General features: G+C 65.6%; 17 protein-coding genes. 4 read left to right on the top strand and 13 right to left on the bottom strand.

Translation table 11 applies throughout. The annotated features are described in order from the left end of the window. Positions 1 to 9: 9 nt before the first annotated feature. From IFR23_RS11920 to IFR23_RS11900, 5 genes are all read right to left on the bottom strand, one after another. Positions 10 to 2,319 carry a TonB-dependent receptor gene (locus IFR23_RS11920; RefSeq protein WP_244655629.1) on the bottom strand — a complete coding sequence of 770 codons (2,310 nt, stop codon included), beginning with the start codon at positions 2,317 to 2,319 and terminating at the stop codon, positions 10 to 12. Positions 2,320 to 2,516: 197 nt separating this feature from the next. Continuing rightward, entirely contained in the window at positions 2,517 to 3,746 is a 1,230-nt protein-coding gene (locus IFR23_RS11915; protein ID WP_192976099.1) for a dipeptidase, read from the bottom strand. Next, positions 3,743 to 4,210, bottom strand: a complete 468-nt coding sequence (locus IFR23_RS11910; protein ID WP_192976098.1) for a hypothetical protein — start codon at positions 4,208 to 4,210, stop codon at positions 3,743 to 3,745. The genes IFR23_RS11915 and IFR23_RS11910 overlap by 4 nt, the downstream gene beginning before the upstream one ends. A 17-nt stretch (positions 4,211 to 4,227) precedes the next feature. Then, the gene (locus IFR23_RS11905) at positions 4,228 to 6,318 is read right to left on the bottom strand and encodes a penicillin acylase family protein (RefSeq protein ID WP_192976097.1); all 2,091 of its coding nucleotides are present in this window, start codon (positions 6,316 to 6,318) and stop codon (positions 4,228 to 4,230) included. A gap of 8 nt (positions 6,319 to 6,326) precedes the next feature. Further along, complete coding sequence (locus IFR23_RS11900) at positions 6,327 to 9,113, bottom strand: TonB-dependent receptor (protein WP_192976096.1); 2,787 nt, start codon at positions 9,111 to 9,113, stop codon at positions 6,327 to 6,329. A 204-nt stretch (positions 9,114 to 9,317) separates the two neighbouring features. Between IFR23_RS11900 and IFR23_RS11895 the strand changes: the two genes are divergently transcribed. Next, positions 9,318 to 9,902, top strand: coding sequence for a sigma-70 family RNA polymerase sigma factor (locus IFR23_RS11895; protein ID WP_192976095.1), 585 nt, complete (start codon positions 9,318 to 9,320; stop codon positions 9,900 to 9,902). After that, on the top strand, positions 9,835 to 10,824 hold the full coding sequence (locus IFR23_RS11890) for a FecR family protein (RefSeq protein ID WP_192976094.1): 990 nt from the start codon (positions 9,835 to 9,837) through the stop codon (positions 10,822 to 10,824). The genes IFR23_RS11895 and IFR23_RS11890 overlap by 68 nt, the downstream gene beginning before the upstream one ends. 20 nt (positions 10,825 to 10,844) lie before the next feature. Here IFR23_RS11890 and IFR23_RS11885 read toward each other — a convergent pair whose 3' ends face one another. From IFR23_RS11885 to IFR23_RS11860, 6 genes are all read right to left on the bottom strand, one after another. After that, the gene (locus IFR23_RS11885; protein WP_192976093.1) at positions 10,845 to 11,150 is read right to left on the bottom strand and encodes a cytochrome o ubiquinol oxidase subunit IV; all 306 of its coding nucleotides are present in this window, start codon (positions 11,148 to 11,150) and stop codon (positions 10,845 to 10,847) included. Next, positions 11,147 to 11,773 (bottom strand): cytochrome c oxidase subunit 3, encoded by a 627-nt coding sequence (locus IFR23_RS11880; protein WP_056049740.1) that lies wholly within the window; start codon positions 11,771 to 11,773, stop codon positions 11,147 to 11,149. Before IFR23_RS11880 ends, IFR23_RS11885 begins: the two co-directional genes overlap by 4 nt. Continuing rightward, complete coding sequence (locus IFR23_RS11875) at positions 11,770 to 13,869, bottom strand: cbb3-type cytochrome c oxidase subunit I (protein ID WP_192976092.1); 2,100 nt, start codon at positions 13,867 to 13,869, stop codon at positions 11,770 to 11,772. The genes IFR23_RS11880 and IFR23_RS11875 overlap by 4 nt, the downstream gene beginning before the upstream one ends. Then, positions 13,866 to 14,702, bottom strand: a complete 837-nt coding sequence (locus IFR23_RS11870) for a cytochrome ubiquinol oxidase subunit II (RefSeq protein ID WP_192976091.1) — start codon at positions 14,700 to 14,702, stop codon at positions 13,866 to 13,868. Before IFR23_RS11870 ends, IFR23_RS11875 begins: the two co-directional genes overlap by 4 nt. A 461-nt stretch (positions 14,703 to 15,163) precedes the next feature. Next, positions 15,164 to 16,255: a catalase family protein gene (locus IFR23_RS11865; protein ID WP_192976090.1), complete on the bottom strand. Its 1,092-nt coding sequence runs from the start codon at positions 16,253 to 16,255 to the stop codon at positions 15,164 to 15,166. 87 nt (positions 16,256 to 16,342) lie between these two features. Next, the gene (locus tag IFR23_RS11860; RefSeq protein ID WP_192976089.1) at positions 16,343 to 17,464 is read right to left on the bottom strand and encodes an alpha/beta hydrolase; all 1,122 of its coding nucleotides are present in this window, start codon (positions 17,462 to 17,464) and stop codon (positions 16,343 to 16,345) included. A 158-nt stretch (positions 17,465 to 17,622) separates the two neighbouring features. Here IFR23_RS11860 and IFR23_RS11855 point away from each other — a divergent pair, with 158 nt between their 5' ends. Then, positions 17,623 to 18,351, top strand: a complete 729-nt coding sequence (locus IFR23_RS11855) for a Crp/Fnr family transcriptional regulator (protein ID WP_192976088.1) — start codon at positions 17,623 to 17,625, stop codon at positions 18,349 to 18,351. Positions 18,352 to 18,682: 331 nt separating this feature from the next. Here IFR23_RS11855 and IFR23_RS11850 read toward each other — a convergent pair whose 3' ends face one another. Beyond that, the gene (locus IFR23_RS11850) at positions 18,683 to 20,791 is read right to left on the bottom strand and encodes a TonB-dependent siderophore receptor (protein ID WP_192976087.1); all 2,109 of its coding nucleotides are present in this window, start codon (positions 20,789 to 20,791) and stop codon (positions 18,683 to 18,685) included. 142 nt (positions 20,792 to 20,933) lie between these two features. Between IFR23_RS11850 and IFR23_RS11845 the strand changes: the two genes are divergently transcribed. Continuing rightward, a complete protein-coding gene (locus IFR23_RS11845) occupies positions 20,934 to 21,101 on the top strand; it encodes a hypothetical protein (protein WP_192976086.1) in 168 nt (55 codons plus the stop codon). A gap of 55 nt (positions 21,102 to 21,156) precedes the next feature. Here IFR23_RS11845 and IFR23_RS11840 read toward each other — a convergent pair whose 3' ends face one another. Then, the gene (locus tag IFR23_RS11840) at positions 21,157 to 21,390 is read right to left on the bottom strand and encodes an EAL domain-containing protein (RefSeq protein WP_192976085.1); all 234 of its coding nucleotides are present in this window, start codon (positions 21,388 to 21,390) and stop codon (positions 21,157 to 21,159) included. Between the last annotated feature and the right edge of the window lie 183 nt (positions 21,391 to 21,573).

Below are 21,573 nucleotides of genomic sequence, written 5' to 3'. Positions count from 1 at the left end.
AGACAGAGATCAAAGGTCGACCGACAGGCTGAGCTGTACGGTGCGCGGGCTCAGGGGGCGGAACAGACCGTCGCCGGTAATCGCGGGCGAGATGAACGACAGTATGTCCTTGTCGAACAGATTGTCGACGTTGACGCGGATCTTCGCGTTCTTGATCGGGCCGAGTGAAAATCCGTCGCCGATATCGGCATAGGCGGAGAACACGGTGAACCCGGGAACCGACGATCCCGCACTGTTGTCGAACGTCGAGAAGCGCTTGCTCGTGTATTTCGCGGTGAGATTGGCGACCAGCCACGGTGACGGCTCGACGGTGACGCCACCCGACACGATCCACTTCGCGCTGTCGGGCAGGAACTTGCCTGCGGTCCGATAGGTCAGCGTCGGGCTGGCGACGATGTCGTCCTGGAACTGCGCATGGTTGTACGTCACGTTCGCGTTGAAATAGGCGAACCCGCGCAGTGCGGTCGGCTTGAAGTTCGCGAGCAGCTCGGCGCCATACGCCTCCACGCCACCGACATTCTGGTAGAAGGTCTCGGTGACGTTGCTCGTGCCCGGCAGGATCGTGGTGATCGACTGGATGCGATTGTCGAACTTGGTGTAGTATCCGGTCAGCGACGCGAAGAACTGCGACTGCGTGGTGCGGACACCCAGTTCGACATTCTTCGAGCGCTCTGGTGCCGGGGCCGCGACCAGCGCCGCCGAACTCGCATACGACACCGAGAAGACGTCATCCATCCCCTTGGGCAGCGCCATGTTCTCCGCATAGGAGGCGAACAGCTGCGAGCGGCCGTCGGGCAGCTTGAACAGGATGCCCGCGGTCGGCAGGAAATAATCCGAATAGTGCGCGCGGTTGTACTGTGGGCCCCAGCCGGCGACCGCAACGCCGTTCACGACCCGCGCGTAATCGTTGAAGTCGCGGTAGCCGCGGTGTTGGTAATCGAGATCGAGCATCTTGTTGCCCAGATCGAGGCTGAAGCTGTCGGTCAGCGCGATCCGGTCGCGGACATAGAGCTGCGTCGTCTGCCGCTCGGTGCGGTAGTCGCGGCGCAGGTACACCGGCTCGCTGTAGATCGGATCAGCCGCGGGCGACCCGCCGACCGTGTTGTAGCGAAGCTGCGTGCGGTGATATTTGTCCTGTTCCGCCCAGATCCCGGCGTCGAGCGCGTGGCGGCCGACATCGGCGTGAAGCGACTGGACGATGCCGATCCGGTCTCCGCCGACTCCTGACACGCCGAACTGCGTGCCGCGGGGTGCGGTGAGCGCAAGGCCGACCGCCGATTGCTGGCGATACCGGGTGAGCGAGTTGGCGTAGCTGTCGGGCGACACGCCGTAGCCGGTCTTGTCCTCCCAATAGAGAGTCGTCTCGGCGTAGACATTGTCCGCGAGCCCGGCGTGGAAGGTCGCGCCGTACAGCTTGTCCTTCCGCACGTTGATCGCGAGGTTCGAGACATAGGTGTAGTTGGCGTTCGAGTATTGCGGGCCGCCGGCGACGGGCGCGTAGACCGGCACCGTACCCAGATAGCCGCGGTACCGCCCGACATTACCGCCGAGATCGGGGGTCGTGAAATTGTATTCCGCGCGGGTCAGCGACGGGGAATCGTAATCGAAGAAGTCGTTCGCGACGAACTTGAACCGCGCCCAGCTCGTACCGCCGAGGTCGACGTGCGCCATCGCCTCCCAATGCTCGCGGTCGACAGATCCTGCACCGCGCCAGAGGTCGGTATCGAGCTTGGTCCGGCTGACATAGGCTTTCAGCGGCCCGACCCGCCCGGTGCTGACGCGCACGAACGTCCGCTTCATGTCGAAATCGCCGAAGCTCTGCGACGCGAACACGCCGAGATCCTCCTGCGGTTCGATCGAGCGATACGACACGATCGGGCCGAGCGAGGAATAGCTCGGCATCGTCACCCCGCCGGCGCCCGGCGAGGCCTCGACCACGCCCAGATTCTCGTTGTCGACGTAGCGGAAGATCGGGCTGCCGCCGAACGCATCGCTGCGTCCGGTCGGGATGCCGTCGACGATGAAGCCGATCTGGTCGAGGTTGAACGCGCGCACCTGGACGCTGTTGCCGAACTCGTAGAGGCCGAGCGCGCCATCGGTCTGGACGTTGAACCCGGGCAGCGACTCGAGCATCTTGAGGCCGGAGATGCCAGATGGCGCGGACAGCAGCGCCTCCCGCGTGACCGCGACCGTGCTGGTGATCCGGTCCTGCCCGACCGCTTCGTCCGCCTGCGAGATACGACGGCCGCTGACGACGATGTCGGCGGTCGTCTCTTCCGTCACCTGCGGCTCGGCGGTCACCTGGGCGCGCGCGGTCATTGGGGCGACGGCCATCAGAAGAACGAGGGCGGTACCGACGGAATAACGGGCTTTGGTCAATGCGAAAGGCTCCCTTCTGGGTCGGCGAACCGACCGTTGAGTGCCTTCAGACCGACCGGCCACCGTCTGACGGCGTCCCGGTCCCCTCCCCCTTGTTCAATCCGCGGCGGCCTTTCTGCGGCTCGCCGGGCGTGCGATCACGACGTAACGGGTATCGCCGGCTTCACGCCCGGTTCGGCCAGCCGCTGCGCCGCGTCGAGCACGCGCAGCGCGTTGCCGCCCCACACTTTCGCCACGTCCGCCGCGCCGAAACCGCGGGCTAGCAATGCCGCGGTGATCTTCGGATAGTCGGCAACATCGTCGAACCCCTCGACTCCGCCGCCGCCATCGAAGTCGCCGCTCATCCCGACATGGTCGATCCCGGCCACCTCGATCGCGTGGAGCAGGTGCTTCATCACGTCGTCGAAATGCGCCTTCGGCACCGGCCATTTCGCGTCGATCGCCTTGCGCCCCGCGACCAGTTTCTGGCGATCCGCGTCGGTCATCTTCTCGAAGTCGATGCCGGTCATCAGCGTCTTCATCGCCGCATCGCGCTCCGGGATCTTGGGTTGCGGCACCATGTAGCCGTTGAACGCATTGACCTGCACCACGCCGCCCTTCGATGCGAGCAGCCGGAGGTCCGCGTCGGTCACGTTGCGCGGATGGTCGAAGATCGCGCGCGCGCCCGAATGCGACAGGATGATCGGCGCCTTCGACAACGCGATCATCTGGCGCAGCGACAGGTCCGAGCTGTGCGAGGCGTCGATCACGATCCCCAGCCGGTTCGCCTCCGAGACGAACGCGCGCCCCTTCTCGCTCAGGCCGCTCCATTCGGGCGTGTCGGTAGCGCTGTCGGCGAGGTCGTTGTTCTTGAAATGCGCCGGGCTCAACATCGTCACGCCGAGCCGCTGGAACGTCCGCATGAGGCTCAGGTCGGCCTCGAACGGATAGCCGTTCTCCATGCTCATGAACACGAACCGCTTGCCGCCCGCGACCGCCGCGCGCGCCTCGGCCGAGGTCGTCACCAGCCGGAACGCGGTCGGGTGCGCGGCGACCATCTCGCGGATCTGCACCGCGCGAACGAGACCTGCATCGCGCGCGGCGCGGTCACCCGCGGGCGTGCGCGGCCCCTGCCCGATATAGATCGCGAAGAACCCGCCATCGACGCCGCCCTCCACCATCCGCGGGTAATCGACCTGGTCGCCCGTCACCGCGACGTCGTGGCGGTCCATGATGCTCCACCCCGCGCGCCCGAGATTGGCGGGCGTATCGAAATGCGTATCGAGCACGATCGCGCGCTCATGCACCGCACGAGCCGTCTTGGGATCGGGCGCCGCACCGACGATCAGCGGCGCGGCAAGGAGAACGGCGACGATCTTGCGCATCATTTCACCCGATCGAACCATTCGAGGAACGCCTTCGACTTGCCGTCCGGCGCCTTGCCGATGCCCCAGCGTACCAACGACTTGCCGTCCTTGGCAAACCGCCAATATTGCCCGACGATGACGTCGCCATCCTTCTGTTCGAGTACCTGCAACGTGTCCGCATCGAGCGGCTTGATACGGATCTCGTTGAAGCGCGGATTGTCCATCGGGCTGACGCCGTCGTCGAGCGTCGCGACGAAATCGTTGATGTACGGCGTCTCCGGCCGCGTCGTGTTGACCGCGTGATAGACCAGCTTGTTTGGCTCGAACTTCATCTCGATCGTTAGCTTGAAGCCCTTGGGAAACTTGCCGTCGCTCCAGTAGCTCTTCGCCTCGTTCGACACCCAGGTGCCGCTATGCGCGTCCTTCGCCATCGCCGGGGTTGTCGTCATCGCAGCCAACACTGCCGCCATCCAGAATTTTATCATCCGTCATCTCCCCGAATTTAGAATTTGGTCGTCTCTTCGACATGCTTCTCGACTTCGCCGCGCGTCGTCCAAAGCGTCCGGAACGTCTTGTTCGCGAGGTACGAGAGCTGGTCGGACTCGTGCTTCGATCCGGGCTGGCTCGAATTGCCGTAGCTCATCAGCCCGACCGCCTTCATCGGCGTCCCGAACTCGACCATCGACACGAACGTCTCGCCGTGGAGCGGCGTGCGCTGGCCGTTCTTCATCGGCCCCCACGTCATCGTCCGGAACACGCCGGTATTCCCGAACCCGCCATTCCCCGGCAGGTCGACCGCCCCCAGATGGAAGCGCGACACCTCGCCGAACGGCCGATCGACCGCGCCGTACAGCGTCCGCGTCTTGGCCACCGCCGCCTTCAGCATCGCCAGCGCCGCCGCCGGATCCTTCAGCCCCGTCGGCGTCTCGAGCGGGCGTTCCGCCGACCACGTCTCGCGGTAGTTCTTGAGCGTCGTGAAGTTGGTCGGCGAGAACAGCAGCGCCCAGGTCTCGAACAGCAGCGCACCGCGCGCGTCCGGTTCGAACCGGTGATCCCAGCCCTTCAGCAACGCCGCCGCGCTTTTGAGTTCGGGGTCGTCGCTCGCCTCCGCCAGCGGCACCAGTTCGGGCAGCAACCGGTCCGCCATCAGCGACCGCGTCGTGACCTTCTTCGCCACGAAATCGTCGAAACTTATCTTCGGCCCCTCGGCGAGCAGCTTGACCGACATCTGCGCGCGCTGGCTCATCGGCCCGCGCACCGCGACATAGGCCGGGAACTTCGCCGTATCGAGCACCTGCGGCCATGTCGACACCCAGGGCGGATCGTTCGCATTCTGGACGAAGCCGGACGCCGGATCGAGCACCTTCGGCAAATCGTCATAGCCGTGCACGTCGGTCCACAGGGTCTTCGACGTATCGCCCGCCACCGGCCGCGACCATGTCCTGAAATCGCCGTCCGGATGCCTCGGCAGGATACCATTGTCGAGGTACAGGATGTGCCCCGCACGGTCGCCGTAGACGATGTTGAACATCGGCACCTGGACGCGCCGCACCGCCGTCTGGAACTGCGCCCAGTCGCGCGCGCGGCCCATCTCGTAATATTGCGAGAGCACGCCCGGCCGGTCGAGCCCCGCCACCTTCAGCGCGATCGTGCGCCCGTCGGGGGTCGCGAACACCGGACCCTGCACGCTCGATCGCTGCTCGAACGCGACCGTCTTCAGCGTACCGTCGGGCTGCCGCACCTTGAAGCTCTTGCCAACCGTCTTGAACGGCAGCGTCTTGCCATCGAAACTATACCCGCCGTCCGCCAGCTTCAGATTGTACGCGGTAAAGCCGAGGATCGTGTTGACCGTGTTGGTGAACCCCAACTGGTCGTTGAACCCGAACCGGAGGATCGGCAGCCCGACCTGCGTCGCGCCGTACAACGACAGCCCCGGCCCGTTCAGATGCGCCTCGTAATAGGTCAGCAGGCTCGGCGACCAGGGCAGATGCGGGTTGGCGAGCAACAGGGTCTTGCCGCTCGCCGAGCGCGACGGCGCGACCGCCCAGGCGTTCGACCCGCCCGCCTCGTTCGCCTCCGGGTTCGCCAGTACCTTCTGTTCGGACGCGATATAGACGTAGTTCATCAGGCGATGCGCATGCGCCATCACGTCGACGCCGCGGATCGGCAGCACCTGCAGCACGGTCGGATCGAGCGTCTCGCGGTGCGCCTCGGCATAGGCGTTGATGCCCGCTGCGAACGCATCGAGGTCGGCGCGGAACTGCGGCGTCTGCTGCGCATACCAGCGCGCCGATCGCTCGGGCACGTCGTTGGCGATCAGCCATTTGTCCGACGCCGCGTATTTGTCGCCCCAATATTCCGCCGCCCGCGCGCGCGCCTCTCCGTACAGATGCAGCAACAGATTGCCGTGGCTCTGCGCCTGCGCATAGCCAAAGCCGTGGAAGATCCCCGCCTCGGTCTTCGCATAGACATGCGGCACGCCGAAGCTGTCCCACAGGATCTCGCCGCCTTTCGCGACAGGCGTCTTCGAGGTTGCGGCGGGTGCCGCCAGGCCAGCCGCGATCACGGCACTCACGATCATAAGGTTGCGCATGGTCATCCTCAGAACTCGACCGACACGCGGCCGTAATAGAAGCCGCCGGTGAACCCGTAGGCGCCGCCGGTGGAATAGAAGCCCGCACCGGTGTTGACGTTGGTCGCGGTGTCGTTGCGGTCGGGATAGCTGTTGAACAGGTTGTTCGCGCCGACCGCGAGGTTCAGCGCCTTGGTCGCCTGCCACGCGAATTCGAGATCGGTGATCCACTTCGCGCCGAACGACCGATCGCTGACGACCGCGTTGCCATACGCCTTGAACCCGCCGTAGCGGACGACGCGCGTGCTCAGCGAGAAGTCGCCCGCGGTCGCGACGTTGCCGATGAACAGCTTGGTCCGCGGCAGGTTGACCGTCAGGTTGCTCCGCGACAGCCGGTCGAACAGCACGTAATCCGCGCCGAGCGATGCCAGCGCCGCCGGATTGTCCTTCACCCCGGTGATGATCGTCTTGTTGTAGTTGTAGCCGAGGTTCCACGACAGGTTCGCCACGTCGAACAGCGGGTGGCGATAGGTCGCGACCACGTCGATGCCGCGCGTCCGGGTGTCGATCGCGTTGGTGTAATATTGTGCGCTGATATCGGGCGACTGGCCGTTCGCGATCAGGATCGCCGACACCGCCGAGCCGGTCAGCGTGCTGGTGATCGCGATCCGATCCTTCACCTTGATCTGATAGCCGTCGATCGTCACCGTCAGCCGCTCAAGCGGTTGCAGGACGATCCCGCCGCTGAAGTTGGTCGATTTCTCGGGCGTCAGCGGCTCGGCCCCCAGCGCGATCGCGGCAGGCGATCCGACCGGCAGCGTCTTGATCTGCAACAGGTTGAGCACCGGCGGATTGCCGAGATTGCGGAACTGCCCCGTCGTCGACGCATAGATCTGCTGCGCCAGCGCCGGCGCGCGGAACCCCGTGCTCACCGCCCCGCGCAACGCCACCCACGGCGTGATCGCATAGCGCGCGTTCAGCTTGGCGATCAGCGTATCGCCGCTCTCGTCGTCATAATGCTCGTAGCGCACCGCGCCGCCGATCGTGATATCGCGCGTCGGATCGTACGCAACGTCGAGATAACCGGCGAAATTGTTGCGCTTGATGAAGCCCGCATCGTCGGGTGTGAACCCGGCCGCACCCGATGCGCCGGGCGATGGTCGGCCGAGGCTGCTGGTATACGTCCCCGCCGCATAGCTCGCGGTTTCGCCCTGCTTGATCTGATAGCTCTCGATCCGGTGCTGGATACCGGTCGAAACCTGGAGGTTGCCGCCGCCGACCTTGTAGCCGCGCGTCAGGTCGAGCGAATTGACCGCCTCCTTCGACACCAAAGTACCGACGTGGAATTCGGTCTGGCTGGTCGGTCCAAGCGAGGCGTTGATCGTGTTGTCGGCATTCTGCCGCGAACGGTTCTTGCCGAGCGTGCTGCTGAAGTCCCAGTGCCAGCCGGCGACGATGCCCTTCGCGCCGACCGCGAACTCGTAATCCTCCTCGGCGATCACGACGCGGGGATAGAAGCCGTTGGGATACACGCCCGGCAGCGAATTGGCGTTGGTCGCCGGGCGGTACGTGTAGTTCAGGTCGGACTTGCGCTGGCCGTACGTGCCGAAGCTGTAGAGCGTGACGTCGCCGAGATCGTAGCCCGCATTGTAGCTGCCGTTGATGCTCTCCTGCGGCATCGCGCCGTAGTTGGAGGTGACCTGACGATCGATCGTCGCCTCGCGCGGATCGAGCTGGCCGGCGACCAGCGGATAGAGGCGGATCGTCGACGCGATCGGCTCGGCGCGGTTGGAGGCGAGCTGCTTCTTGGCGCCGACCGCGACGTTGAGGAAACCGTCCTCGCCCAGCTTCGTGCCGATATCGAACTCGGCGCGATAGAGTTCGCCGTCGCTGCGGTCCATGTTCTGGCCTGCGCTGGCGGTCGCGAAGCCGCCGCTCGACGACTTCTTCAGGATGATGTTGATGACGCCGGCGATCGCATCCGACCCGTATTGCGCCGCCGCACCGTCGCGCAGCACCTCGATATGATCGACTGCGGCGGTCGGGATCATGTCGAGATCGGCCGGCACCGAGCCGTTGTAATAGGTCGACACGGCGTTGATCAGCGACGTCTTGTGGCGCCGCTTGCCGTTGACCAGGATCAGCGTCTGGTCCGGGTTCAGCCCGCGCAGGCCGCCGGTCGAGATCACCGTGGACGTGCCGCCGCCCGCGCGCGACGGCAGGTTGAACGACGGGATCAGCGTGTTGAGTGCGGCGAGGACGCCCGACCGCCCTGTGCGTTGCAGATCCGCGCCACCGATGACGTCGATCGGCGTCGGGCTGTCCGCGACCGTTCGCGGCTGGCCCCGCGATCCGGTCACGACGATATCGCTGCCGGCATCCTCCTGCACCTGGGCTTCCGCGGGCGGAGGCGGCGGCGGCGCGGCATCGCGATGCTGCACGACCTGCCCCGCCATTGGCCGCGTCATCGCCGCCGCCAGCGCGACCGGCCGCAGTGCAGCCGTGTCGGCGCGCAACGCGACATAGCCGTCCTTGATGACGACGATCTTCAGCGAGGTGCCGCGGATCAGCCGTGTCAGCGCATCGCGTGGCGACATCGCGCCGCTGACGCCCTGCGATCGCAATCCGATGACCTGTTCATAGGGGTAGAGCAGACGCAGCCCGGATTGCTGCGAGAATTGCGCGAGCGCGGCCTGCACCGGCTGCTCGACGATCCTGAAGCTGACCTCTTGCGGCTTGGCGATCGCGGCGGTCGGCAGGCCGACGACGACGGCACATCCGGCCAGGCTGCGTGCGACAATAGAGAAGGCTGGCATGTGGCGTAGATCCCCCGATCCGTAGCGTCCTGCCCCTTCGAACGAGTTGCCGATAAAAACCCGCCACCCGTCGTTCACGAAATTTTCAGACTGTCTCGCCGCCTTTCACGCACCCCCACGCACTGGACAGGATCGCGGCGGCGTGGTTTGTTACGAATCGAAGACGCTTTTAGGAGAGGCAACTCGAACGCCCGGGAGTGCGTCGTGGCTGCCGATATCGATCGATATACCTGGTTCAAGACCGTCGTGCTGCCGCACGAACCGGCGCTGCTCGCACGGTTGCGCCGGATCGTCCGCAACCGCGACGACGTCGAGGATCTTGCCGCCGAGACGATGGCGCGCGCCTATGCCTGCGCCGATTTTACGCGGATCGACCGCGGCCGCGCCTTCCTGTTCCAGATCGCACGCAATCTGATCATCGACATCGCGCGGCGCGACAAGATCGTCTCGTTCGACGTCGTCGCCGATCTCGACCTTCTTCATGTCGACAACAGCGTCGAAGCCGGGCTTCATGCGCGCGACGAACTCCGCCGGCTGAAGGTGATCGTCGACACGCTGCCCCCGCAATGCCGCCGCGTGTTCCTTCTACGACGCGTGCACGATCGTTCGATGACCGAGATAGCGGAAGAATTGGGTCTGTCCGTTTCTACAGTCGAAAAGCACCTGACCAAGGCGATCACCCGCATTATGCAGGCGATCAGGGACCGCGAGGAAGTTGCCGTTGAACGATACGACCGCGCAATCGAAGAGGTCCGAGATCGACGCGGACGCGGCGCGACTGGTCGCTAGCCTCTCGTCGACCCCGGATCCCGCGCGCGAACGGATCGCGATGGACTGGGCGGGCCGGAGCCCTCTCCACGCGATCGCCCTCGCTCGGGCGGAGAGCGCGTGGGAGACGGCAGGTCGGCTGCGCGCGGCCGCCCCGCAAGGCGACGCCGTGCGCGAAAGCTCGCACCCGACCGGCCACTGGATCGCCAGGCCGACGCATCGACGTACGCTGCTCGCCGGCCTGCTCGCCGCGAGCGCCGTCGGCGGTATCGCGACGACGCTCGCACTCGGATCGCGCGACGAACGCTACACCACCGATATCGGTACGCGCCGCTCGGTATCGCTCACCGACGGCAGCCGGATCGACCTGAACACCGGCTCGGTCATCGCTGTCGCCTTCGAAGCGAGCCGCCGCGTCGTCCGCCTGTTGCAGGGCGAGGCGATGTTCGACGTCGCGCATGACGCGGAACGCCCCTTCTACGTGCAGGTCGGCGGCAGCCTGCTCCGCGTGCTGGGCACCGCGTTCAACGTACGGATCCGCGCCGAACTGGTCGAGCTGACCGTCTCCCGCGGTGCCGTCGGCGTCAGCGACGGCGCGAAGATGCTGCGCACGGTGGCTGCGGGCTACGGCGCGGCCATCCGCGGCGGCGTCGCGGAGACGAACCATCTCGGAGACGCGGTCGTCCGGCAGCGTACCGCATGGCAGGAGGGCGTGATCGAACTCGACGGCGATACGCTCGAACAGGCGGTCGCCGAATTCAACCGCTACCGCCGCGCCCCGATCGTGCTGGGCGACAACCGCCTCGCCGCGCTGCGGATCGGCGGCCGGTTCGGAACGTCCGACTCGGCGCAGTTCATCGCTGCGGTTCAGCAGATCCTGCCGGTTCGCATGGTCGCAAATGTCGATGGATCGATCTTGCTGACGCCTTTGCCGACGCAGTAGGCTCGGCAAAGGCGCTGCCCTTACCCCATCATCCGTCCGCGCAGGTTGAACAGGATCACCAGCGTTCCCGACACCATCAGCGCGATGATCAGCGCGGAGAAGAGGATCAGTTGCAGGTCGTGGCGCGACGAGCGCTTCAGGCTGATGTGGAGGAAACAGCGGAACTGCACCGCCATCTGCACGAGCCCCAGCGCCAGCACGGTGCCGAAGATGGCGCGTGCGCCGACAGATGGCCAACGGACCACCGCGAAGGCCGCCACGGTCAGCACGAGCGACAGGCCGTAGCCGACCGCATAGGTGCGCAGTTCGCGGGTCCGGTCGCTCATCCGATGTTCCCTTGCAGATAGACGACCGAGAAGATCGCGATCCAGACGATGTCTAGCAGGTGCCAGAACAGCCCCAGCCGCAACAGGTTGATCCTCACCCGCGCGTCGAGGCCGTAGGCGCAGACCTGGGCGACCATCACGACCAGCCAGAAGCACGCGACCGCGACATGGAGCCCGTGCAGCCCGACCAGCGCGAAGAACGACGACAGGAAGCCGCTGCGCATCGGATAGGCGCCGTGCGCGAACATCGTCGCGAAGTCGTTCGCCTCGAGCGCGAGGAAGACGAGGCCGAGGCCCAGCGTCGCGCCGAGCCAGCCGAACAGCACGCGGCGCGGTTCGTCGTACTTCATCGCGATGGTCGCGCGGCCGAACGTCGCGCTGCTCGTCAGCAGCAGCAGCGTCTCGACGAACGCGGGCAGCAGCTTGAATTCTGACGCGGGGGTCGGGCCGCCGACGGTGCTGGCGATCATCGTGCCGTAGGTGGCGAACAGCAGCGCGAAGATCACCGCGTCGCTCATCAGGAATATCCAGAAGCCGAAGATCGCGTTCTCCGCCTGGTCCTGCGTCAGGGCGCCGGTGTCGCCGAGGTTGAGGCCGGCATGCGCCAGTTCTGGTTCGCTCACGTCACGATCTCCGCAAGGCCACGATTGACTGCCGCAGTCTCCAGCTGGCGCGGAATCGCGGGCGTCGCCCGGACGCGCGTGAGCCAGGCCTCGTGCTCGCGCGCGACCTCCGCTGCGGGGATCGTGCGATGCTGGTCGCGACCGAAGCTGCGCAGCACGACCGCCGCGACGATGACCTGAAGCGCGACGATGGTCAGCCCCCAGATCTCCCAGATCAGGCCGAACGCGGCGACCGCGGCGGTGAGACCGATTACGACGCTCGTCGCGCTGCCCTTCGCCACGACGATGTCCTCGTAAGCCCCTGGTGAGGCGTAAGGGTCTGGCTGGCCCTCGTCATGCTTGTGATCGTAGAACGGGTTGCGGCCGTCGATCAGCGGCAGGACCGCAAAATTATACTCGGGCGGCGGGGCGCTGACCGACCATTCGAGCCCGCGGCCGTCCCACGGATCGCCTGCCTCCGCGCGTGTCTTGGCACGGTCGCGGATGCTCACCCACAACTGGATGCCGAGCGACGTCAGCGCCGCCAGCAGGACGAACGCGCCGACGCCGGCGACGTACAGCCACGGCCGGAACGACGGTTCGAAGATCGCCTGCGTCCGCCGCGCCATCCCGCTCGCGCCGAGCACGTAGAGCGGGAAGAAGGCGAGGTAGAACCCGACCACCCAGCAGGTGAACGCGATCCGCCCCCAGCGCTCGTCGAGGCGGAACCCGAACGCCTTGGGGAACCAGTAATGATAGCCCGCCAGCATCCCGTAGAGCAGCCCCGGGATCAGCATGTTGTGGAAATGCGCGACCAGGAACAGCGTGTTGTGGACGAGGTAATCGAGCGGCGGCATCGCGAGGATGATGCCGGTGAAGCCGCCGAGCACGAACGTCATCATGAACGCTAGCGCATAGAGCATCGGCACGGTGAAGCGCACTTCGCCGCGGAACATCGTCCAGATCCAGTCATAGATCTTCACGCCCGTCGGCACGCCGATCGTCATCGTCGCGATCCCGAACGCCGCGTTGACGTTGGCCGACTGCCCCATCGTGAAGAAATGATGGACCCACACGGTGAAGCTCAGCACCGCGATCGCCATCGTTGCGATCACCAGCGAGGTGTAGCCGTACAGATCCTTGGTCGAAAAGGTCGACACGACCTCCGAATACACGCCGAACGCGGGCAGGATCAGGATGTAGACCTCGGGATGACCGAACAGCCAGAACATGTTGGCATAGTTCATCATGTTGCCGCCGAGGTCGTTGGTGAAGAAATGGAACCCCAGATAGCGGTCGAGCGCGAGCAGCAGCGTGGCGACTGTCAACGGCGGCATCGCGAAGATCATCAGGATCGACGTGCACAGGCTGGTCCACGAAAACATCTGCATCCGCATGAACCGCATGCCGGGCGCGCGCAGCTTGTAGACGGTGCAGGCGATGTTGATTCCCGCCATAGTCGAGCCGATCGACCCCAATGTCACCGCCCAGATCCAGTAGTCGACTCCGACTCCCGGACTGAACGCGCGCTCGGTATAAGGCGGATAGCCGCTCCATCCGCCGGTCGAGAATTCGCCGACGACTAGGCTCGCCATCATGAGGCCGGCAGCGCCGATCGTCAGCCACAGCGCGATCGAATTGGCCCAGGGAAACGCCATGTCGCGCGCGCCGATCTGGAGCGGCAGGACGTAGTTGATCATGCCCGTCAGGAACGGCATCGCCATGAAGAAGATCATGATCGAGCCATGCGTCGAGAATAGCTGGCCGAAATGGTCGGGCGACAGGAAGCCGGGGTTCTCGATCGCGACCGCCTGCTGCATACGCATCAGCACCGCCTCGACCAGCGCGCGCGACAGCATCACGAACGCGACGACGATATACATGATGCCGATCTTCTTGTGGTCGAGGCTGGTGAGCCACTCGGTCCACAGATACCGCCATTTGCCATAGCGCGTCAGCAGCGCCGCGAGGACGATCGCGCCGACCACCACCAGCGCGCCTGCGAACGCGCCGATGATCTCGCTGATCGTCGGGTTCTCCCATGCGCGGACGAACGGCAGGTCCTGCCAGCCGAACCGGCCGAACACCGCTGGCCAGAGGGGAACGGAAACGGTCATCGAACGGCTTTCGGAAGGGAGTGAGTCATGCCACCCGTTGCGGCGACGACGTGCTCGAACAGGTTCGGCGTGACATGCGCGAACTCGACCGGGTGCGTGATGATCGACCGTGCGGACAGGCGCCGCCACGTCTGCGCATCGAGCGTGCGTTTGCCGCTTCGTGCAGCCGCCGCCCAGCGATCATAGTTGGCCGACGACACCGCAACGACATCGAACTTCTGCTGCTGGAAGCCGGCGCCGTTATACTGCGTGTTCTCGCCGCGGAACCGTCCCGGCCGGTGCGCCTGAATGTTCAGTTCGGTCGTCATCCCGCCCATCGCATAGATCTGCCCTGCGAGTTGCGGGATCAGCATCGACTGCATCACCGTGCCGCTGGTCAGCTTGATATGCACCGGACGCCCGGCGGGAATGGTCAGCCGATCGACCGACGCGATGCCGAGGTCGGGATACACGAACACCCATTTCCAATCGAGCGCGATCGCCTGCACCTCGACCGGCGCCGCGCCGGGCAACCGCCGATACGGATCGTCGATCTGCGTCCAGTGCCACAGCAGCACGGCGAGCCCGATCACGATCCCGGCGGGCGGGATCCAGATCAGCCCTTCCACCCACCACGAGAAATTCCACTTCGGGCGGTACGCATCGCTACGATTGGACAGCCGATAATGCCACGCGAACAGCGGCGTCAGCAGGAGTACCGGACCGGCGACGAACAGCAACACGATCGACACGGTGAAGAACAGGTCGCGCTCGTGCCCGGCCACCGGCCCCTGCGGATTAAGGAACCCGTGCGATAGCGCGGTGCAGCCGCCTAGACAGGCCAGCAGAGCCACGAGTGGCGCTAATCGCGATACTCTTCGCGTGAATCGTATCACATAGCCCCCCTGTCGAACCGCCCCCTGTCAGTAGCAGCGGCTGCACCGGCGTCCTTAACTTGCAGAACGTCAGCCGGTGCGCACGACAGTAGCTGACGATCAAGGTGCTCAGCCAGTTAAGAAACTGTCACGATCACGCGATGGCTGCACCTTGCGTAGCCCCTGCGCTATCTTCAAGCGCGCACCGCGGCGTCCGGGTTTGCGCGCGAGCAACGGCCAAAGCGCCGCTTGGCAAGCCCACGCCCTACCAGGGGGAACACATCGAAACAGCACCCGCCCGCAGACCAGGCGGCAGCGAGCGGTCGCCTCCCCCTGTTGGTCGGCGGCGAACTCGCGCTCGTTGCCGATCGCAGCGCCGCCAAAACCGAATTTAGGTGGTGGGCGATAGCGCTGCTGCATCGTGCGTTAAGCCTTTCCGATCAGTCGAGCGCGGGGAGCGAACGCGGCTCGTGCATCGGGCAACCGTTCAGTTCGCTGCGGAGATCCTGGATCACCGGATAGACCGCGCGGCGGGCGCGCATGACCGAGCCGAGTGGCCGATGCGCCTCGACGCCGTGCCAAGGCCGGAATGCGGTCTGTTCGTTCAGCACGGTGACGCGCTCCTCCGACCAGCTTTCCTGCGGCTTCACCGTGATGGTCGCGACCGGGATGTACGGATTGCCCTGCTCGGGCCACGGCGTCGCTGCGTCCTCGATCGGGTTCTCCTCGAGGTCGCGGCAGAGCTGCGCGCGGAGAGTCCAGGCACCGCCCTCGTTCGCGAAGATCGCCATGAGCTCTTCGCGGATCGAGTCTGGGCTCTTGCTCTCGTCGAGCTTCTGATCGGTCAGCGCGCGGAAGTTGGGCGATTCCGGCACGATGTCGAACTTGGCGATATAGTCGCCGAAGCGGAGTGGCGCCTGCGTGCCATAGCGGTCGCCGATCGGGTTGGTGTCCGGATAGCCACCGAAGCCCTTCAGCAGCGCGCTCTCGCCGCCGACGGCTTCCAACGCCTGCTCGATCGGGCGCAACACCTTCGACAGCGCCGCCTTCGCCCATTCCGCGCGGTTGGTCGTCGCGGCGAGCAGCTTGGTGTTGCGCAGGAACCCGACCGGCGTCGGGTTCGAGAAGGCGACCCCGGAGGCCATCAGGAAATCCTGCGTCACCTCATCCTCGGCGCCCGGCAGCCGCTCGCCGTCGACACCGATCACCTTGATCGAGAAGCCACGCGGCAGCGACACGCTGTCGCGGATCGGATCGCCGGGGATCGCCGACATGCGGACCACGACCGGATAGCGGCGGCCGCGCTCGAAGATGCCTTGCGCCTGCTCGTCGGCGAGGTCGGCGTGCACGACCATCTCGCCTTCGAGCAACGCGTGGCTCTTGGCGTGGACGCCGCGTTGCGCATGACCGAGGTCCTCATGCGTCTTCTCGACGATGTAGCGGAACGTCTCGTTCAGACCGTCGATCGTTTTCTGCTCGTCGGGACCGATCGTCTCGACATCGGGGCTGTAGCGGATCGGGTTTTTCAGCATGGGACGTCCTTGCAATGGAGCGCCGGCGACCAAAACGCCGGTAACAAACATACGACGGGGCGGCGGATCGGCCGCCCGTCGGGCCGATCAGCGGCGGGGCGAACCAGCGAACGCTGCCTTCAGGCGTGCGACCGCCAGATCGTTGGCGTCCTTCGCACCGCGTACGACCTTGGCCATGCCGAAGAACTCGTGCGTGACGCCCGGATACGTCTTCTGTTCGACCTTGACGCCCGCGGTCCGCATCGCAGCGGCCAACGTCTCGCCGTCCGAGCGCAGCGGATCGATCTGCGCATTGATGATCGTCGTTGGCGGCAGGCCGCGCAGGTTGGCGGCGACCAGGTTCAAGCGTGGGTCCTGCGCATCGGCGGCGCTGGTCTGGTAGTAATAGCCGAACCACTTCAGCATCGCCGCATTCAACGGCTTCGCGTTCGCCGAATCCTTGCGTGACGGGATCGTCATGCTGCTGTTGGCGATCGGATAGACCGAGACGATGTAGCGCGGCACGGTCAGGCGATTGTCGCGCGCGTAGATCGCCGTCGCGACCGCGAGGTTGCCGCCCGCGCTTTCACCCGCCACCGCGATCTTCGCAGGGTCGCCGCCCCAGCTCGCCGCGTTCTGCAACGTCCAGCGATAGGCCGCTGCGGCATCGTCATGCTGCGCCGGGAACTTGAACTCCGGCGCGTGGCGATACTCGACCGACACGACGATCGCGTTGAGCGCCTTGGCCATCGCACGCGGCGCCGAATCATACGTGTTGACGTCCGCGATCACCCAGCCGCCACCGTGATAATAGACTACGACCGGCATCGGCTTGCCATTCGCGGGCGCTGCCGCTGGCTTGTAGATGCGTGCGAACTGCTGCGCGTCGGCGCCATACGGCACGTCCTGCGTCGTGACCGAAGCGTCGGGTGCGGTCGACATGCCCTGCTGGGCCATCGCCGCCTTGGCACCGTCGGCGGCCGAAGGCTGCATCCGCGCCTGCGCCGGGGTCAGCGTCTCGATCGGCTTGCCGCCGAGACCGGCAAGCGCGTCGAGCACCTTCTGCATGTCGGGTGCCGCCTTGGGAGGCTGCGTCGCGCTCGCCGGCGGGGCGGCGGGCGGCGGTGCGCTCGGCGAGCGGGCCGATTGGGCTAGAACGCCGGCCGATGCAGTCAGCAGCGCTGCTGCGAAAAGGCTGCGCGCGACGGGTCGCTTCGAGATGGAAACCATATAGTCCTCCTGTTTGTCCGAGCATGAACAAAGCAGGATGGGCAACGTTGCTGTACGGAACCGTGCAAAGTCCGGCGGTTAGAGGGGAAGCGTGGATGTCGACGATCGTATCTTTTGCAGGGGGAGCGGCCATCGCCCCGCGCGATCGCGACGACGCCATGGTAGCCGGCGCCCTTGACGGCAGGGTCGGCAATCGGCTGCTGGCGAGCCTATCCCCGGAGGATTTCGGCCTGCTCGCGCCTCATCTGGAGCCGGTCTCGTTCGCGGTCGGCGACTTCATCACCCGAGCCGGGGATTCGATCGACAGCGTCTGCTTTCTGGAACAGGGCATCGCCGGCGTGCTGGACGCGCTCGATGACGACCGCCGCTACGCCGTCGGGCTGGTCGGCGCGGAGGGTTTCATCGGCTGGCCGCTGGTGATGGGCGACGATCGCTCCCCCTACGACGTCACCATGCGGGCCGAGCGTGGCGAAGCGCTGCGCATTCCCGCCAAGGCGTTGATGGCCGCGGTCGACCAGAGCCCGACGTTGCGCATGACGCTGCTGCGGTTCGCGCATGTCTTCATGCTGCAGATGGGGCGGACCGTCGTGTCGTCGCTGGCGCATTCGATCGAGCGCCGGATGGCACGGTGGATCCTGTTGTATCACGACCGTGTGCAGGCGGACGAGATCTGCATGACGCACGAGGAGTTCCGGCTGATGCTCGGGGTCCGCCGCAGCAGCGTCACCGACGCGCTGCATCGCCTTGAGGAAGATCGAGCGATCCGCGCGATCCGTGCGCGGGTTCTGGTCAATGATCGCACCAAGCTGATGGCGCTCGCTGGCGACACCTATGGCCAGCCGGAGGAAGAATATGCACGCCTGCTGGGGATAGCTCCGAAACGCTGAGTAGAACCAGGTCCCCCTGACAGGCGGTGCATTCTCGAAGGTACCGACGAGAAACCCGGGCATCCGCCGATCGGCGTGGTCAACGATTATGCTGTCGGCTGGCTCGCCACGGCCGGCGTGCTGCAGGCGCTGAAGCGCGGGCGGCGGAGGCGGCGGCTACGAGGTAATCGTCTCGTTGCAACGCGTGGGCCGGTGACCGATGTCGCTCGGATCTTCGACAAATCATGTGCGCAGGCAGGGCCGGGTCCTCGGACGATCACACCCGTCTCCTGTGCGCCAGGCATCGCAGCCAGCAGGACTGCCAGCGTCAGCATCGCGGTCAGGCGTGCGATCATAATTTCGTGCCTATGCCAACGAGGAGGCCGCGCCCTTCGCCCGGCGTGATCTGCGCGCGCGAGACCGCCGATTCGACATAATAGGTGTCGAACAAGTTGCGGCCGCTGACCGTCAGCCGGAGCTTGTCCGAGACCCGGTACCACAGGCTCGCATCGACCCGCGTGTAGCCGCCGAGCGAAAAGCTGTTCTCGAGGTCGCCCTTGCGATTGCTCGCCGCGAACACGCCGCCGCCTAGCCCGACGCCCTTGAGAGCACCGCTCTCCGGCTCGATCGTCAGCCAGAGGCTACCGCTCCATGTCGGCACGCTGATCAGGCGGTTGCCGATCGCGTAATCGGTTGATCGGCGCACTTCCGCATCGATATACGCACCGCTTGCGATCAGCTTGACGCCGGGGACGATCGCGCCGGTCGCATCGAACTCGACCCCACGCGAGCGTTGCACGCCCGCGTCGATATTAAAGCCGATATTGACCGCATCGGTCTGCGCGACATGGCTGCGGGTCAGCTGGTACACCGCCGCAGTCGTCGCCAGCTTGCCACCGAACAATTCCGCCTTGATGCCCGCCTCATATTGCACGCCGCGCTCGGGCTCGATCGGTATCCCGGTGAAGGTCGGTGCCGCCTGCGCCTGGAAAGACCGCGTGTAGTCGGCGAACAGTGCCAGATCGCCGATCGGCTTCCACACCAACCCGACGCGTGGCGACCAGGCGGTATCGTTCGTGCGGATCACCGAGGCGCCGGCATCCGACTGCTTCGCCTTGTCGAACCGGATGCCGGCCAGCAGATCGAGATGCTCGCCGAAGTCGACCTGGTCCTGCAGATAGGACGACCAGGAGGTCGCGTCGACCTGGCGATCGGCGGCTTTGACGAACGCACCGGGCGTCGCACCGTAGACCGGCGTGTCGATGTTGATCGCCGCCAACGTGCCGCGGAAGAACGTGCGGAAGCGATAGCCATCGACGCGCTCGCCGCCGAACACGACGGTGTGGCCGATGCCGCCGGTCGCGAACTTGGCGATCAAGTCCGCCTGGAAATCGTAATTGTGGTTCTTCTCATGCTGTTCGACCGCCGCGCGCGTCACCGTACGGGCACCGGTGCGCGCATTGACCGCGACGGTCGTGCCGTAATTGATCCCCAGCAGGTCGAGCGCACCGTTGTCGTAATGACCGATCTGGCGGACCGTGAGCCAGTCGGTCAGGTCGTGTTCGATCCGGTAGTTGAATTCGTAGCGGCTGGACGCGGTGACCGCGAACCGCTCACCCAGATACCGGTCGCGCGCTAGATCGACGACATAGCCACCATTGCCGTCGGGCGACGCGACGATGCCGCGATCGGTCTGGTTCTCCTGATGCGTATACGTCAGGCTGGCGATCGCGCGGGTTCGCGATCCTGGGGTCCACAGCAGCGAGCCCGACAGGAACTGGCGGCGATACGGCACGAAGACATCGCGAAACGTGTCGCCGGTCTGCGCCGCGCCGATGATCCGGTAGGCCAGAGTATGCGCCGCATCGATCGGCCCGGTGATGTCCGCCTCGCCGCGGACGAACTGGTTCAGCCCGACCTGCATGCTCGCCTGCATCCCGGGGGTGAAGCGCGGCTGCTTGGTGACGATGTTGATCAGCCCACCGGGATCGCCGCGCCCGTACAGCACCGACGCCGGCCCCTTGAGCACCTCGATCCGCTCGACATTGGCAAGGTCGCGGTAGCTGTCATTGGTCTCGATCGCAGGACTCAGCACGACGCTGTCGATCGCGTAATAGGAGGAGCGGAACCCGCGAATGGTGAAGCTTTCGGAGCGATTGCCGGCGTTGGTCCCGGCCTGCACGCCGCTGACGTTGCGCAATACGCTGGTGAGATCGACCAGTTGCTGGTCGTCGATCACGTCGCGCGTGACGACCTGGATCGATTGCGGAATGTCGATCAGCGCGGTGCCGGTGCGCGTTGCCGTGGTGATCTTGTCGACCCCGTATCCGTCCGCGCGGTCGCCGAGCACTAGGATCTCGGACCCGGTCGTGTCGTCGGCCGGACGCTGTTGCGCGTGCACCGCGCACGGTGCCAGCATGGCGACTGCACTGCAGACACCCGTCATCGCTCTGATTGTCACGTCGTCATCCCCGAAGATAGCTAACCGTTGCCACGCCGCGGCCCCGATCGTTCGGGCATTGCGGTCTGGCGATGCCTCTCCGGCGTGGGCCGCCCACTATCGCGAACGAAACGCAATATCAAGGCTGGCAAGAAGGTAGCCGGTGCAGAAATTGCCTAGCACGATCCCGCATGCCCGCGGCGCGCAAGGCGCCCAAGGTGGTACGGGCGAACTCGATATCCGCGACCAGCGCGCTTTCGGTGATTTCCAGTTCAAGCCGATCGGGCGGCATGCCCGTGTCACGGAGCAGCCGGATGATCCGCGCAGGTAGTAGTTCGTCGCAACTGGCTCGGGTAGATATCGGCGGCCAGTCGCACGCCGGTCCGCTAGGTACACGCGCCGATGCAGGCCTCGCGCAACACTCCTTCGGCGATCGGTATGAACCGCTGGAGCGGGATGCTGGCACCGTTGTCTGAGATCCATTGCGGGATCACCTCGAAGCCGACGACTTCGTGCGTCGATAGCCGGACAGTCGGCAGGAACGCCGGTTGGATCGCACCCAAGCCCACCGCCCTGCGCAACGCGTCTTCCATCGCCGCGCGCTCCGCGAACCTGCGCATCCATGCCCTCCTCGCAGAACCGCATCGCGGAGCGGCGCTCGCGCTTTGCCCGGTACAGTGCACCATGGGCCTTACGCAGTGCCTCGTCAGGGGTGATCGCGTCGGCAGGGAGCAGCGCTATGCCGATCCCCGCGCCGATCCGATGCGACGTGCCGCCGAGTTCGATTGGCTGGTCTGGTAACA

Origin of the sequence: Sphingomonas sp. CFBP 13603 (genome assembly GCF_014892665.1) — a bacterium.
Taxonomy (GTDB): domain Bacteria; phylum Pseudomonadota; class Alphaproteobacteria; order Sphingomonadales; family Sphingomonadaceae; genus Sphingomonas.
This window is presented reverse-complemented; position numbering and strand designations above follow the sequence as displayed.

Coding starts and splice junctions, on each gene's coding strand:
- IFR23_RS11855 (WP_192976088.1), top strand. CDS start 17,623: ATGGTAGCCGGCGCCCTTGACGGCAGGGTCGGCAATCGGCTGCTGGCG.
- IFR23_RS11900 (WP_192976096.1), bottom strand. CDS start 9,113: ATGCCAGCCTTCTCTATTGTCGCACGCAGCCTGGCCGGATGTGCCGTC.
- IFR23_RS11840 (WP_192976085.1), bottom strand. CDS start 21,390: ATGCGCAGGTTCGCGGAGCGCGCGGCGATGGAAGACGCGTTGCGCAGG.
- IFR23_RS11905 (WP_192976097.1), bottom strand. CDS start 6,318: ATGCGCAACCTTATGATCGTGAGTGCCGTGATCGCGGCTGGCCTGGCG.
- IFR23_RS11910 (WP_192976098.1), bottom strand. CDS start 4,210: ATGATAAAATTCTGGATGGCGGCAGTGTTGGCTGCGATGACGACAACC.
- IFR23_RS11860 (WP_192976089.1), bottom strand. CDS start 17,464: ATGGTTTCCATCTCGAAGCGACCCGTCGCGCGCAGCCTTTTCGCAGCA.
- IFR23_RS11920 (WP_244655629.1), bottom strand. CDS start 2,319: ATGACCGCGCGCGCCCAGGTGACCGCCGAGCCGCAGGTGACGGAAGAG.
- IFR23_RS11915 (WP_192976099.1), bottom strand. CDS start 3,746: ATGATGCGCAAGATCGTCGCCGTTCTCCTTGCCGCGCCGCTGATCGTC.
- IFR23_RS11885 (WP_192976093.1), bottom strand. CDS start 11,150: ATGAGCGACCGGACCCGCGAACTGCGCACCTATGCGGTCGGCTACGGC.
- IFR23_RS11875 (WP_192976092.1), bottom strand. CDS start 13,869: ATGACCGTTTCCGTTCCCCTCTGGCCAGCGGTGTTCGGCCGGTTCGGC.
- IFR23_RS11865 (WP_192976090.1), bottom strand. CDS start 16,255: ATGCTGAAAAACCCGATCCGCTACAGCCCCGATGTCGAGACGATCGGT.